This is a genomic window from Bradyrhizobium sp., assembly GCF_016213215.1.
Classification (GTDB): domain Bacteria; phylum Pseudomonadota; class Alphaproteobacteria; order Rhizobiales; family Xanthobacteraceae; genus Bradyrhizobium.
In genome coordinates, this window is the sequence record NZ_JACRAW010000056.1 from 1 (window position 1) to 12,506 (window position 12,506).

The window sequence follows — 12,506 nt, forward strand, 5'->3', positions numbered from 1 at the left end:
GCGGGTAAAGGCACCGGTTGGGCTTTCGCTCAACCTGTCAGAGTGCGTCAATCGCGCTCAGACGACGTGGAAGTTGGAAACCGAGTCGTTGGCAAGCTGCGCAACCAGCTGCAGCTCCCAGTCGATATAGGCCTGCATGGCAGCGGCTGCGTTGTCCGTTCCCTCATAGGGACGCTTGTAGACGTCCTCCGGGGGCGAAATCCAGGAATGACGGTTTTGCTCCAGCGGGCGCCCGCTGTCGGTCCAGGCGCGCGTGCCGCCTTTCAGTACAGCGATCTCGCGTGGCGTCGAGGCGGCTGCGTCGGAAAGCGCGAACAGCGCTTCATCACCATCGGAACTCGTGAGCAGGATCGGTCCGTCGCCGGGAACGCGCGGCAGGTCGTCTGCAAAGCGCGACGCCAGTACAAAGTGCGCGCCGGGAATGTGGCCGGCGGCATAGTGCGGGCTGCGCGCCAGGTCGATGACGGTCCAGCCGGCACGGTTTGCATCGAAAGTTGCGAGTTCGATTACGGCCTGAAGCGGATGCGGCCGGGCCGGCCGGCGCGGCACCCGCGTGCCTTGCTCGATCGGCTGGATGACATCCGGTCCGACGACATGAGCTTCCCAGCCCATCTGGATCAGCCAGGAAGCGGTCATGAGCGCGCGCACGCCGTCGTCATCGAACAGCACCAGCCGCGCCCCGCGCACCGCGACCCATTCATCGGTTGCCTGCACGAGCTGCCCGCCGGGAGCTGAAGTGAAGCCGGGCGGATGCCCGAGTTCGTATTCCTCCGGCGTACGCACGTCGAGAAGATGCAGCGTGCGCTCGTTGGCCTCGGAAAGGAAGCGATCGAAGGTGCGCCGATCGAGAATCTTAACGCCGACGCGCTCGGCCCAGGCCTTCGCGTCTTTGAGCGCCGAAGGATAGGTGGCCGCGGGGCGTTGCATGAAGCGATCGGTCCTGCCGCGCTCGACCGCATGCCCGGCGAGTGTCCAGCCGATGGTGCCGTTGCGCAGCGCGAACACCCGATTGGGAATGCCGGCATTGATCAGAGATTGCGTGCCGATGATGCTGCGCGTTCGTCCCGCGCAGTTGACGATGATGGTGGTCCTCGGGGAAGGCGCGATCTCCCGTGCGCGAAAGGCAAGCTCGCCGCCGGGAACGCTGATGCCGCGCGGAATGCTCATGGTGCGGTATTCCTCGAACCGGCGGGCATCGAGCACGACGAGATCGGTCTCGGTATCGATCAGCGCCTTGGCTTGGTCGGCGGACAGGGAAGGCGTGTGGCGGATGGCTTCGACCAGCTCTCCGAACGCCTTGCTCGGGACATTGACGTCGCGGAAGACTTCGCCGACCCGCGCATAGCTTTTCAGCCCGCCGCCGAGAATCGAGACGTCGGTGTAACCCAGCGCCCGGATGCGCGCGGCGGCCCGTTCCGCGTATCCTTCGCCGTCGTCATACACGACGATCGGGGCGCCGGGTCGCGGAACGAGATCGAGGATACGCAGCTCGATCTGCGACAGCGGCAGCGACACGGCAAAGAACGGATGCGCGAGCGAGTAGGGACCTTCCTCGCGCACGTCGATCAGCGCGACTTCTTCGCCGGCGCGCCAGCGCCGCCGCAGCTCGGCCGGAGTCGTTGTCGATGTCACCTGAACCTCATTCCAGTGCGCAGCCACTCTGTCAAATGGAGGAGCGAAGAGTCAACCGCGAACGAGTAACTTGCATTTTGCAAGTAACTGGCCTGGCGTGTCCCGCCATGCAGCCGAAATCCTCATTTCGCACGGAATGCCCGGCCGCCCGGGCGCTGGAAACGGTCGGAGAATGGTGGAGCATCCTGATCCTGCGGGATGCATTCCAGGGCATGACGCGCTTTGACGAGTTCCAGCAGAGTCTCGGGATTGCGCCCAACATCCTGTCGCGGCGTCTGGCCCATCTCACGGCGGCCGGCATGTTCACCCGCCGCCGCTACAATGACCGCCCGCCGCGCTACGAATATCTCCTGACGCCGAAGGGACGGGATTTCTTTCCCGTGCTGGTCGCGCTGTTCGCGTGGGGCAACAAGCATCTGGCTCCCAGGGGCAAAGCCATCGTGCTGGCGAGCCGTGACAAAACTCGCGCGCTTGATCCGGTCATGGTCGACGCCATCGACATGCATCCGATCACGCCCGTGAATGCCGTGCTCGTGCCCGGACCGCGCGCAAGCCGCGGGATGCGCAAGCGGCTCGCTTCGCTCAAAGCCATGAATCCTGAAATCAATCCCGATATCTCGCCGGCTGGAGGCTAACATGCGTCGCGTCGTGGTCACGGGGATGGGAGCCGTATCTCCCCTGGGTTGCGGAGTCGAACTGGCCTGGCGACGCCTGCTCGCCGGGCAAAGCGGGCTGCGCGTCTTGCCGGAATGGTCACTCGCGCTGCCGGCGCGGATTGCCGGCCTCGTGCCGGGCAAGGTCGAGGACGTGGAAGGCGGTTTCGATCCGGCGCGGGCTGCGCCGGCAAAGGATCAACGCAAGATGGACCGCTTCATCCTGTTCGCGCTGCTCGCGGCGGCAGAAGCCATCGCGCAGGCACAATGGCTGCCGAAGGACACCGCGGCGCTGGAACGCACCGCGACCATTATCGCCTCGGGCATCGGCGGCTTCCCGGCGATCGTGGAAGCGGTGCGAACAACCGACCAGCGCGGCGTGCGCCGGTTGTCGCCGTTCACGATCCCCTCTTTTCTGGCCAATCTCGCCGCGGGCCAGGTCTCGATCAAATACGGCTACAAGGGGCCGCTGGGTACGCCGGTCACGGCCTGCGCCGCCAGCGTGCAGGCGATCGGCGATGCCGCGCGCATGATCCGGGCAGGCGAAGCCGACGTTGCGATCTGCGGCGGCACCGAGGCCTGCATCGACCTGGTCAGCCTGGGCGGATTTGCCGCCGCGCGTGCGCTGTCGAGCCGGTTCAACGACGAACCGACCCGCGCCTCACGTCCCTTCGATCGCGACCGGGACGGCTTCGTCATGGGCGAGGGCGCAGGGATCCTTGTCGTCGAGGAGTTCGAACATGCACAGGCGCGCGGCGCTGCGCCGATCGCCGAGGTCGTGGGCTATGGCACGACTGCGGACGCCCATCATATGACATCGGGTCCGCCCGACGGCGAGGGCGCGCGCCGCGCCATGGAGGCCGCGCTGCGACAGGCGCGGCTCCAGCCCGGCGATTTGCAGCACCTGAACGCGCATGCGACGTCCACGCCGGCCGGCGACGAAAGCGAGCTTGCCGCGATCGGTGGGCTGTTCGGTCGCGACCGCAGCATCGCCGTCAGCGCCACCAAATCCGCAACAGGTCATCTGCTGGGAGCCGCGGGAGGGCTGGAGGCGATCTTCACCGTTCTCGCCCTGCGCGACCAGGTCGCGCCGCCGACGCTCAACCTCGAAAATCCCGATCCGCTCGCCGAGGGTATCGACATCGTATCAGGCGTGGCGCGGCCGCTCGCGATGGAGCATGCCATCTCCAACGGCTTCGGCTTCGGCGGCGTCAACGCCAGCGTGATCTTCCGCCGCGTCTAGCCAACGGCTCGGTTCGACAATAGACGAAGGCATCCGCGCAGGAAAAATAGAGCTGGCCTCAAGTATCCGGAAACGGCTACAAGCCCATGAAATGACCGACAAATCGACGAAATCCTACCAGGCGATCTTCTCCATCGCACCGATGATGGACTGGACCGATACGCACTGTCGCGTCTTCCATCGCCTGCTGACGCGGCGGGCGCGGCTTTACACGGAGATGCTGACGACCGGCGCTGTCATCCATGGCGACCGGAGGCGGCTGCTCGCCTTCGATGCCAGCGAGCATCCCGTTGCGCTCCAGCTCGGGGGATCGGAGCCGCGCGACCTCGCGGAGGCCGCGAGGATCGGCGAGGATTTCGGCTATGACGAGATCAACCTCAATGTCGGCTGCCCGTCGGACCGGGTGAAGGAGGGCCGCTTCGGCGCCTGCCTGATGGCGGAGCCGGAGCTGGTCGCGAGCTGCGTTGCGGCCATGAAGCGCGCGGTGAGGATTCCCGTCACGGTGAAATGCCGGATCGGCATTGACGACCAGGATCCGGAAGCCGCGCTCGACATCCTGGCGCGCGGCGTCGTCGAGGCGGGCGCGGATGCGCTGATCGTGCACGCCCGCAAGGCCTGGCTGAACGGGCTGTCGCCCAAGGAGAACCGCGACGTTCCGCCGCTCGACTATGACAGGGTCTATCGCCTCAAGCGCGCCATGCCTGACGTGCCGGTCATCATCAATGGCGGCATCGCCGGCATCGAGGAGGCGAGGGCCCATCTCGCCCATGTCGACGGCGTGATGCTGGGACGGGCGGCCTATCAGGAGCCGTGGCGGCTGCTGGCTGTCGATCCCGAACTGTTCGGCGAAGCGGCGCCGCATCAGACGATGAAGCAGGCGTTCGAGGCGATGATGCCCTACATCGAGCGTGAGCTCGCGCGGGGCACGCGGCTGCATGCGATCACGCGCCACTTCGTCGGTGCGTATTTCGGCGTGCCGGGCGCCCGCGCCTTCCGCCGCCATCTCGCCGAGCACGGCGTCAAGCCGGGCGCCGGTGTCGAGGTGTTGCAGGAAGCGATCGCGCTGGTCGAGAACCGCGCAGAGGCGCAGATCGCGGCGTAGCCGCACATCCCGATTGCATTCCCGCGCCCGCGCTCTAGTGTTGTGGCTCCAACGGTTCATTCCGTCATTCCGGGGCCCGAGCGCAGCGAGGGAGCCCGGAATCCATAGTCACCGGCGGTGGTTATGGATTCTCCGATGTGCAATTACACATCGCAGCCCGCCGCTTCGCGGCGCACCGGAATGACGTGGACTGAAGTAGAGGTCAGAGACACGACACTGGCTCCGGCAACATGGTCCTTCCCCGTATCAGTGCCCTCTATGCCGCGCTGCTCGCAGCGGTATTTCTGACCCTCAGCCTTCGTGTCGCCCTGACGCGATGGCGGCGCCAGGAATATCTCGGGCAGGGCGATGAACTCTTGGCGCGACAGATTCGCGCGCACGCCAACTTCGCTGAGAACGTACCGTTTGCCCTGCTGCTATTGGCCTTCGGAGAAGCGATGGGCGCCCAGGCCATCCTCGTTCACGGCCTCGGCGGCGTGCTGCTATGTTCGCGAGTGCTGCATGCCTATGGCGTATCGAAGCAGCCGGAGCCGATCCTGATGCGAGTCGTTGGGTACACCTTGACCTGCGTTGTCATCGGCGCCGCAGCGCTGCTGATCGTCTATCGCTGGTTCGCCTGAGGGCGTGTTCTCGATCGCGTTCGCTTTGCGCTCGGAAGGCGACGCTGAAGCCGACTTGCAGGTCGAGCTTGGACCAAAGTGGACTAAGACCGCACAGATGTTCTTCGTCGAAAATTGGAGGCGGTCCATCCAATTGCTTGTCCTGCAAGCCAACCGATCAAACCGAAAAGTGGTATGGGCGCCGTGAGCGCAGAGATGACAAAACCAATGCCGAAACCGGCATCAAGAATAGCAGGATGTCTGCCGGGCCAAATAGTCGTGGTGATCGGCATGCTGAGCATGGCTTCGATAACGCCAATGCCTTGCCCAACGTCGAAGACATTGGAAACCATCTCCCAAGCCAGGCGAAACAACAAGACATTTGGGAGCGACATCGCGACCACGGAAAGCCACATCGCGGATCGGGCCGAGCCGAAATTCGGCCACAGGCGACAAGTCAAGTATAGAGCGACAAATCCCCAGTTTAGTACTGCGAAATCGAATGGCAGGTCTCGGATGAATATTGAAAAACCATACCCGGAGGGTGGGGGCTGGATTAGGCCGAACCTGTAGCCAAGATAGATAATTATAGCGAGGGCGCTCGGACCGATCGAAGCTATCGCAAACGCAATTAGAGGAACTTGAGTCCAGGCAAGCGACTGACGGCTTGCAGAAACCACGTCTCGTCCCTTGCGATATCCGAATAGTATCGCCAGCAGCATCACTGCGAGGGCCAAATATCTATACAAGTCGGATGTCAGGATCGGCAACATTGCATCACCAGTGAGCTCAATCTACGCGATTTCGTGATGCTCAACCTTTGACCAGCAGAGTGCCAGGAATGCTTGCGCTGGTTGGTTCTTAGTGTGGCCGGATTTCGTGTTGGTTCAATTGCGGAAAGTCCAGGGTTCTGCAAACCGTGACAGGCAAGTCGCGCCAGGGCTCGTCTGCTACAGCGATGATGTGCTCAAGTAGCTGAATGGCTCATTGCACACGCAACCTGACGGGCTGGCGTCCTTCGATCGATGGGGGTCCGGAGTGCACGCTCTCGCACTGACCACGTGATCGTGCGGCGCGATCATGGAATTCTGATGTTGATTTGCCCGACGTGTCAAACGTCTTCGCGTCGCCCCAAGCGTCCTTGCAACTGCGATGCTACTTTGCATGGGGTTGTTTTCGATGTTTTAGTTGGGTCGGCCATGCTTTTCGAAGACCGTTTCCGGTCTGCACTCTACAGCCGACCCTTGGATGAGGACCGAGTCAGGAAGCCTCGGGCCAGAAACGGATTTAGGGCGCAGGCGATTTGGCGTCGCGCACAGAGCAAGACCCGCAAGGACCAATATTACACCTGCAACGAATAGCGGGCCCATCGTGTCTCCGAACACCACAGCCGACGCAATGACGCCGACGACTGGCTGAAGGAATTGAACACTCGTGGCAACTGGCGCGGGAACGGTGCGCAGCAGGTGGAGCCAAATAAAGAGGCCCGCAATTGTGACGGCCAAGCCCAAGTAGGCCACTACTGCCACAGCTTCCAGTGTGAGATGCATGGGACGCGCCACATCTCCAATCCTGCGAAAGGACAAAGCGCTAGAAAGCCAAAGAACGTACTCCACGAGGCGACAGTTGCGGTGCCGTAGGCATCTGACAATTCGAGGCTCCAGACGTAATAGAAGGCTATGGTGACGGCGGAAAGCAATACCCACGCCGCGCCCAATGCGCTTGAACCAAGAAGCTCGTCCATACCGCGCCCATCGCCCACGGCTACCAGCGCGATCCCGAGGAAGGCGGCAAGTAGTCCCAGCCTTTGCCAACCCGATACAGTTTGCTTGAGCCTTGCTGCTGCGAACAGCACGACGAAGACCGGGATGGTCGCCGAAATCATCGTGGCTACAGATGCCGAAGTATCCACAATGCCGAAAGACTGGGCGACCTGGCCAACGCCAATCCCCAGCACACCAAGAGTCGCCACCTTCGGCATTGATCGCCAGGCCATCTTTCGCGCTCCCAGCGTAAAGAGGACGAAGAAGGGCACGGCGATCGCGAAACGGAGCGCGGTAAGAGTGAGCGGTGGCAGCGTCTGGAGGCCTAGCTTGGTCACGGGGATCGAAAGCCCCCACATGACGGCAAGCAACAGCATCGTTGCAAAGCTGGACAACGAGGGGAATTTGGACGCAGCCAGATTTCTTCCGCTTTCAGACAAAGGTAACTCGACCGGCGCTTCTAAACAGTACCATGCATTCTTGGTTGATGCGTGCCATATAGCACGGATGAATATCAAGTTCTGACGGCGCGCATGCCGCGAGCTGGCTAGGCTGTCAGCTCCGGGTCATAACCCGTCGATGACGGCCAAGCGGGGAGACCTCAGCTCTACCTTCCGACGTTTATGGGTACACGCCCCGGTCCCTCCCGCAGGGCCTCAGGGATAGCCGCGCAGCATCAGGCGATCGGCGCGGACTTCCCAGCGCTCGAGACGGTCGAGAAAGCTCATGCCGAGCAAATTGGTCTTCATCTGTCCGTGCGGCACCACGAGCGCGGGCACCGATCGCTCGACCAGTTTGCCGATTGCGAGACGGTCGAGCGTCAGGCGCGCCGCCTTGGTGTGTCCGCCGGCGGTCTCGACGTCGACATCATAAGCGAGCAGCTCGAGCGGCAGCCCGGCGGCCTTCGCGGTCTCGTAGGTCAACACCACCGACGTCGCGCCGGTGTCGATCACCATCGGCACGGTTACGCCGTTGATCTTGGCCCGCAGCGCGAATTCGCCGCCCCGGCCTCGCTTGATCTCGACTGCGCGCGAGGCTGCGGTGGGACCGTGACGCAGCAGGTCCGACACCGTGTCGCTGGCGCGCGCGACCTGTTCGGGGTCCTTGTAGGCGACGACGGCCCCGGCGGTTGCAGTGAGCAGGATCAGTACCAGGATGAGGCGGCTCATCGTTCGCCTCCCTGCCGTGCGATCAGCCGGGCGTGCCGCGCGGTTTGGTCGAAACCAGTCCGGCCGCTTGCATGCGCGAGGGCAACAGGCCCATCAGTTCGAGCCGCTCGGCGCTTTCCATCGCGGGCCAGCGCGCGATCTCGGAAAGCGTTCGCCCGCAACCGAAACAAAGCCTGGTCTGCGGATCGATCACACAGACTGCGATGCACGGCGTTTCGTTGCTCATCCTTGCAATAGTGACGGATCATCGGGTGCGCGCGCAAGATCCTATGCTCCCGTACCTGCGCTCATGATCGGCTTGTTGCGCGGCCGACGCCTCACGTCGGTGACGGAGACGCTGTAGCTTTCCGGCTGCAGCGGCGGGCCGTCTTCCGCCAATGGGGCGAGCGCCGACATCACGCGCTCGGGCGGGAAGGTGACGATCACCTCGGTGCCGATGCGCAATTTCGATTTCAGCGTGAACGTGCCGCCGTGCAGGTCGATGAGGTTCTTGGCAATCGGCAGGCCCAGACCCGCGCCCTGTTCGGCCGACTTGATCGAATTCGAACCTTGGCCGAAGGAGGCGAGCACGACCGGGATTTCGTTCTCGGGAATTCCCGAGCCGGTGTCCTTGACGGACAGATACTGTCCGCCCGAGGCGGTCCATCCCACCTTCAGCCAGATCTCGCCGCCCTGCGGGGTGAACTTGATCGAGTTGGACAACAGGTTGAGCACCACCTGCCGGATTGCGCGCTCGTCCGCCCAGATCCTCGGCATGCCCCGCTCGAAGACTTCGTGGATGGTGATGTCGCGATTGGAGGCGCGCAGCTTCATCAGATGATGGCAGTCGGCAACGACGTTCGCCAGCGACACCGCTTCCTCGTTCAGTTCGTAGCGCCCCGCCTCGATGCGCGACAAGTCGAGAATCTCGTTGATGAGGTTGAGCAGGTGCACGCCGGAATTATGAATGTCGGCGGAGTATTCCTTGTAGACCGGCACGGCATGGGGGCCGAAAATCTCGCTCTTCATCACCTCCGAGAACCCGAGGATGGCGTTCAGCGGCGTGCGCAATTCGTGACTCATCTGGGCGAGAAAACGCGATTTGGCCACGTTGGCGGCTTCGGCGCGGTGGCGCGCCTCGTCCGAGATGGCCTTGGCCTGTTCCAGTTCCCCGATGAGGGCGTCCTTCTCCGCTCTCGCTTGCATGGTCGCGAGCGTCGTCGAGTGGAGGCGGTGGGCCAGCAGCGCGAAATAGCCTTCGGCGGTGAGCGCAAGCGCCGCGAGGATGTAGTTGTCCAGCGTGCCGCTGATCACGAAGCTCAGCATGATCGCCAATGCCACCGGTATGGTGGCCGCCAGCGCAGCGATCGGCAGATTGGCCGAGAGCATGCTCGATACGGCGATCACCAGCAGCATCAGGAACATCATCAGCGTGCCTGAGACCGTGTCTTGTGCCGGATGGATCAGCATCATCATCCAGCACAGGCCATAGAGCAGGTCGAGCAGGATAAATCGCGTGCGCCACTTGCGCGTGCCGGCCGGCGAGGTCGGCTCGGCGAGGAAGCGGCGGCAGTGGCGGATGATGGCGAAGTGGATCAACAGCGCGCCGCAGGTCCAGGCCGCCGCGGGTATCGGCTTTATCCAGACGCTGAACAAGGCGCCGCTGGCGACCACGAGCAGCATCACGATGTAGGAAGCCGAGATGCGCGTCTGCGCGTATTGCCGGAGCAGTTCGCTGTCGAATGCCGGCCGCGTCCCGCTGGTTGACGTTAACCGGTCGCGGGCCTCGCGAACGCGCTGCGCCGCGGCCCTGCGGTTGCTCACCGGCGGCGGGTCCGGCGCTTCAGCCGGAAGCTGCACAACCTCAGGCGTTTCAGCGGGGTTACTCATCAAGCAACACAATTCCTGCCCGCCGTTCGGCACGGGCCTTCTGCATTGTCTATCTGTGGCCCGAAAATCTTAAGAGCTGCCTTAAGAAGCTAAGGAATCACGTTAACGAACGGTTAAATCAACCGTTGAGTCCGCCCCCGCGGCAGCGTGGAGAGGCCGTCCGCGGTCAGTGCATGATCTGGTACTGGACGATGTAGACAATGGCGCCGCCGAGATAGCCGAGCAGGGCGGGGCCGGCGATGCGGCGCGCATACCAGATGAACTCGATCTTCTCGAGCCCCATGGCGGCTACCCCTGCCGCCGAGCCGATGATCAGGATCGAACCGCCGGTGCCGGCGCAATAGGCAATGAACTCCCAGATGAAGCTGTCGGGCGGGTATTGGGCGATGTCGTACATGCCCATGGTCGCCGCAACCAGCGGCACGTTGTCCACGATCGCGCTGAGCAGGCCGAGCAGGATGACGATGATGTCCTGGCGGCCGATGTTGGTATCGAGCCAATTGGCGACCAGTTGCAGGACGTGCGCGTGCTCGAGGCAAGCCACCGCAAGCAGGATGCCGACGAAGAACACGACGGCGCTCATGTCAATGCGGCCGAGCGCATGTACCAGGGTGAGGGGACGGCGCACGTCCTCCTCCTTGTGGCGATGGACGATCTCGCCGACCAGCCAGAGAATGCCAAGCCCGAACAGGATTCCCATGAACGGCGCAAGATGCGTCACCGCCTTGAAGGCGGGGACCGCTATCAGTGTGCCGAGCCCGAGATAGAACATCAGGTTGCGCTCGAACACTTCGATATCGGGCCGCCGGCTTTCCAGCCGCGACGGCGCCACGATCTCCTTGCCTTTGAGCCGGAAGCTGACGACAAGGAGAGGTACAATCAGGTTCACGAGCGAAGCCAGGAAAAGCGACTGCATGATGTTGACGGGCGAAATCTGGCCGCCGATCCAGAGCATGGTCGTGGTGACGTCGCCGATCACGGTCCAGGCGCCGCCGGCATTGGCGGCGATCACGATCATCGAGGCGAACAGCAGCCGATCCTTCTGGTTTCCGAGCAGCTTCTGGACCAGTGAGATCATGACAATGGTCGTCGTAAGGTTGTCCAGGATCGCGCTGAGGAAGAAGGTCACGAAGCCGACGAGCCACATCAGCCGGACTTGCCGGGTCGTGCGGATCAGGGAAGTGATCACCTCGAAGCCGTTGTGCGCGTCGATGACTTCGACGATCGTCATCGCCCCGATCAGGAAGAACACGATCTGCGCGGTCGAGGAGACGGACTCGTTCAGTTGCCGGCTGACAAGGGCATGATCACCCGTCATGACGGCGTACAAGGTCCAGAGCAGGCCGGCGCCGACCAGGGCGGACGCGCTCTTGTTGATGCCAAGGGGATGTTCCAGCGCGATGGCCGCGTAGGCCACAACGAAGATACCGGCGATAACTATAAGCAAATCAAGTCCCCCAATGCCGCCCAATCATTCGAAGCCGAACCCGGTCCGATCGAGCCCGGAGCGGGTGCCGCAAACGAGGTTCAATCACGTTCCTTCTCGTCGTCGGTTACACGGGTCCGCGCCAGCTTGTCAGCGTTCCAGCCGGGCGAGCAGGCTTGAGGTGTCCCAGCGCTTGCCGCCCATCTTCTCGACTTCGGAATAGAACTGGTCGACCAGCGCGGTCACCGGCAGGTGGGCGCCGTTGCGCCGCGCTTCGGCTATGCAGATCGACAGGTCCTTGCGCATCCACTCGACCGCAAAGCCAAAATCGTATTTGCCGTCGTTCATGGTCTTGTAGCGGTTCTCCATCTGCCAGGACTGGGCGGCGCCCTTGGAGATGGTGTCGATCACGGCGTGAACGTCGAGGCCGGATTTCTTGGCGAAATGAATGCCTTCGGACAGTCCCTGAACGAGGCCGGCGATACAGATCTGGTTGACCATTTTGGTGAGCTGGCCGCTACCTGCGGGCCCGAGCCGTTTGCACATCCTGGCATAGGCCGCGATGATCGGCTCGGCGCCGGCATAGGCGTCCTCGGCGCCACCGCACATGACGGTGAGCGCGCCGTTTTCCGCGCCGGCCTGGCCACCGGAGACGGGGGCGTCGACGAACTTGAAGCCGAGCCTTTGCGCTTCGGCGTCGAGTTCTCGCGCGACTTCCGCGGAAGCGGTGGTGTGGTCGACGAAGGTCGCTCCCTTTCTGATCCCGGCGAAGGCGCCGTTGGGTCCGAGCGTGACCGAGCGAAGGTCGGTGTCATTGCCGACGCAGCACATGACGAAATCCTGTCCTTCCGCGGCGGCCTGCGGGGTCGGCGCCGTGCGCCCACCGAACTTCTCGGCCCAGGCTTGCGCCTTGCCCGCCGTGCGGTTGTAGACGGTGACCTCGTGACCGCCCTTCTTCACGAGGTGTCCAGCCATCGGGAAGCCCATCACGCCGAGACCGAGAAAAGCGACTTTTGCCATGTGTGTAACCTTGTCTGTACCTTGGGGGTT

The 12,506-nt window shown here is 63.2% G+C and carries 13 protein-coding genes; 4 read left to right on the forward strand and 9 right to left on the reverse strand.

Annotated elements, in window-relative coordinates; translation table 11 throughout:
- Nucleotides 1-57: 57 nt before the first annotated feature.
- Nucleotides 58-1,632 carry a rhodanese-like domain-containing protein gene (locus HY852_RS10055; protein ID WP_291604436.1) on the reverse strand — a complete coding sequence of 525 codons (1,575 nt, stop codon included), beginning with the start codon at nt 1,630-1,632 and terminating at the stop codon, nt 58-60.
- Nucleotides 1,633-1,739: 107 nt separating this feature from the next.
- Here HY852_RS10055 and HY852_RS10060 point away from each other — a divergent pair, with 107 nt between their 5' ends.
- The 4 genes from HY852_RS10060 (at nt 1,740) to HY852_RS10075 (ending at nt 5,250) form a co-directional block, all read left to right on the forward strand.
- A complete protein-coding gene (locus HY852_RS10060; RefSeq protein ID WP_291604437.1) occupies nt 1,740-2,267 on the forward strand; it encodes a helix-turn-helix domain-containing protein in 528 nt (175 codons plus the stop codon).
- Nucleotide 2,268: 1 nt separating this feature from the next.
- A complete protein-coding gene (gene fabF / locus HY852_RS10065; protein WP_291604438.1) occupies nt 2,269-3,528 on the forward strand; it encodes a beta-ketoacyl-ACP synthase II in 1,260 nt (419 codons plus the stop codon).
- Nucleotides 3,529-3,619: 91 nt separating this feature from the next.
- The gene (dusA, locus tag HY852_RS10070) at nt 3,620-4,630 is read left to right on the forward strand and encodes a tRNA dihydrouridine(20/20a) synthase DusA (protein ID WP_291604439.1); all 1,011 of its coding nucleotides are present in this window, start codon (nt 3,620-3,622) and stop codon (nt 4,628-4,630) included.
- 230 nt (nt 4,631-4,860) lie between these two features.
- Nucleotides 4,861-5,250 (forward strand): MAPEG family protein, encoded by a 390-nt coding sequence (locus HY852_RS10075; protein WP_291604441.1) that lies wholly within the window; start codon nt 4,861-4,863, stop codon nt 5,248-5,250.
- 83 nt (nt 5,251-5,333) lie between these two features.
- Here HY852_RS10075 and HY852_RS10080 read toward each other — a convergent pair whose 3' ends face one another.
- The 8 genes from HY852_RS10080 to HY852_RS10110 form a co-directional block, all read right to left on the reverse strand.
- On the reverse strand, nt 5,334-5,645 hold the full coding sequence (locus tag HY852_RS10080) for a hypothetical protein (protein ID WP_291604443.1): 312 nt from the start codon (nt 5,643-5,645) through the stop codon (nt 5,334-5,336).
- Between the two features lie 768 nt (nt 5,646-6,413).
- A complete protein-coding gene (locus tag HY852_RS27905) occupies nt 6,414-6,779 on the reverse strand; it encodes a DMT family transporter (RefSeq protein WP_367116355.1) in 366 nt (121 codons plus the stop codon).
- A complete protein-coding gene (locus HY852_RS10085) occupies nt 6,749-7,432 on the reverse strand; it encodes a DMT family transporter (protein ID WP_367116356.1) in 684 nt (227 codons plus the stop codon). Before HY852_RS10085 ends, HY852_RS27905 begins: the two co-directional genes overlap by 31 nt.
- A gap of 216 nt (nt 7,433-7,648) precedes the next feature.
- Nucleotides 7,649-8,161 carry a TIGR02281 family clan AA aspartic protease gene (locus HY852_RS10090; protein WP_291604445.1) on the reverse strand — a complete coding sequence of 171 codons (513 nt, stop codon included), beginning with the start codon at nt 8,159-8,161 and terminating at the stop codon, nt 7,649-7,651.
- Nucleotides 8,162-8,183: 22 nt separating this feature from the next.
- Nucleotides 8,184-8,387 carry a DUF1289 domain-containing protein gene (locus HY852_RS10095; RefSeq protein WP_291604447.1) on the reverse strand — a complete coding sequence of 68 codons (204 nt, stop codon included), beginning with the start codon at nt 8,385-8,387 and terminating at the stop codon, nt 8,184-8,186.
- 41 nt (nt 8,388-8,428) lie between these two features.
- Nucleotides 8,429-10,030, reverse strand: a complete 1,602-nt coding sequence (locus tag HY852_RS10100; protein ID WP_291604449.1) for a HAMP domain-containing sensor histidine kinase — start codon at nt 10,028-10,030, stop codon at nt 8,429-8,431.
- Between the two features lie 166 nt (nt 10,031-10,196).
- On the reverse strand, nt 10,197-11,477 hold the full coding sequence (gene nhaD, locus HY852_RS10105) for a sodium:proton antiporter NhaD (RefSeq protein WP_291604451.1): 1,281 nt from the start codon (nt 11,475-11,477) through the stop codon (nt 10,197-10,199).
- 129 nt (nt 11,478-11,606) lie between these two features.
- The gene (locus tag HY852_RS10110; RefSeq protein ID WP_291604453.1) at nt 11,607-12,476 is read right to left on the reverse strand and encodes an NAD(P)-dependent oxidoreductase; all 870 of its coding nucleotides are present in this window, start codon (nt 12,474-12,476) and stop codon (nt 11,607-11,609) included.
- Nucleotides 12,477-12,506 lie beyond the last annotated feature (30 nt).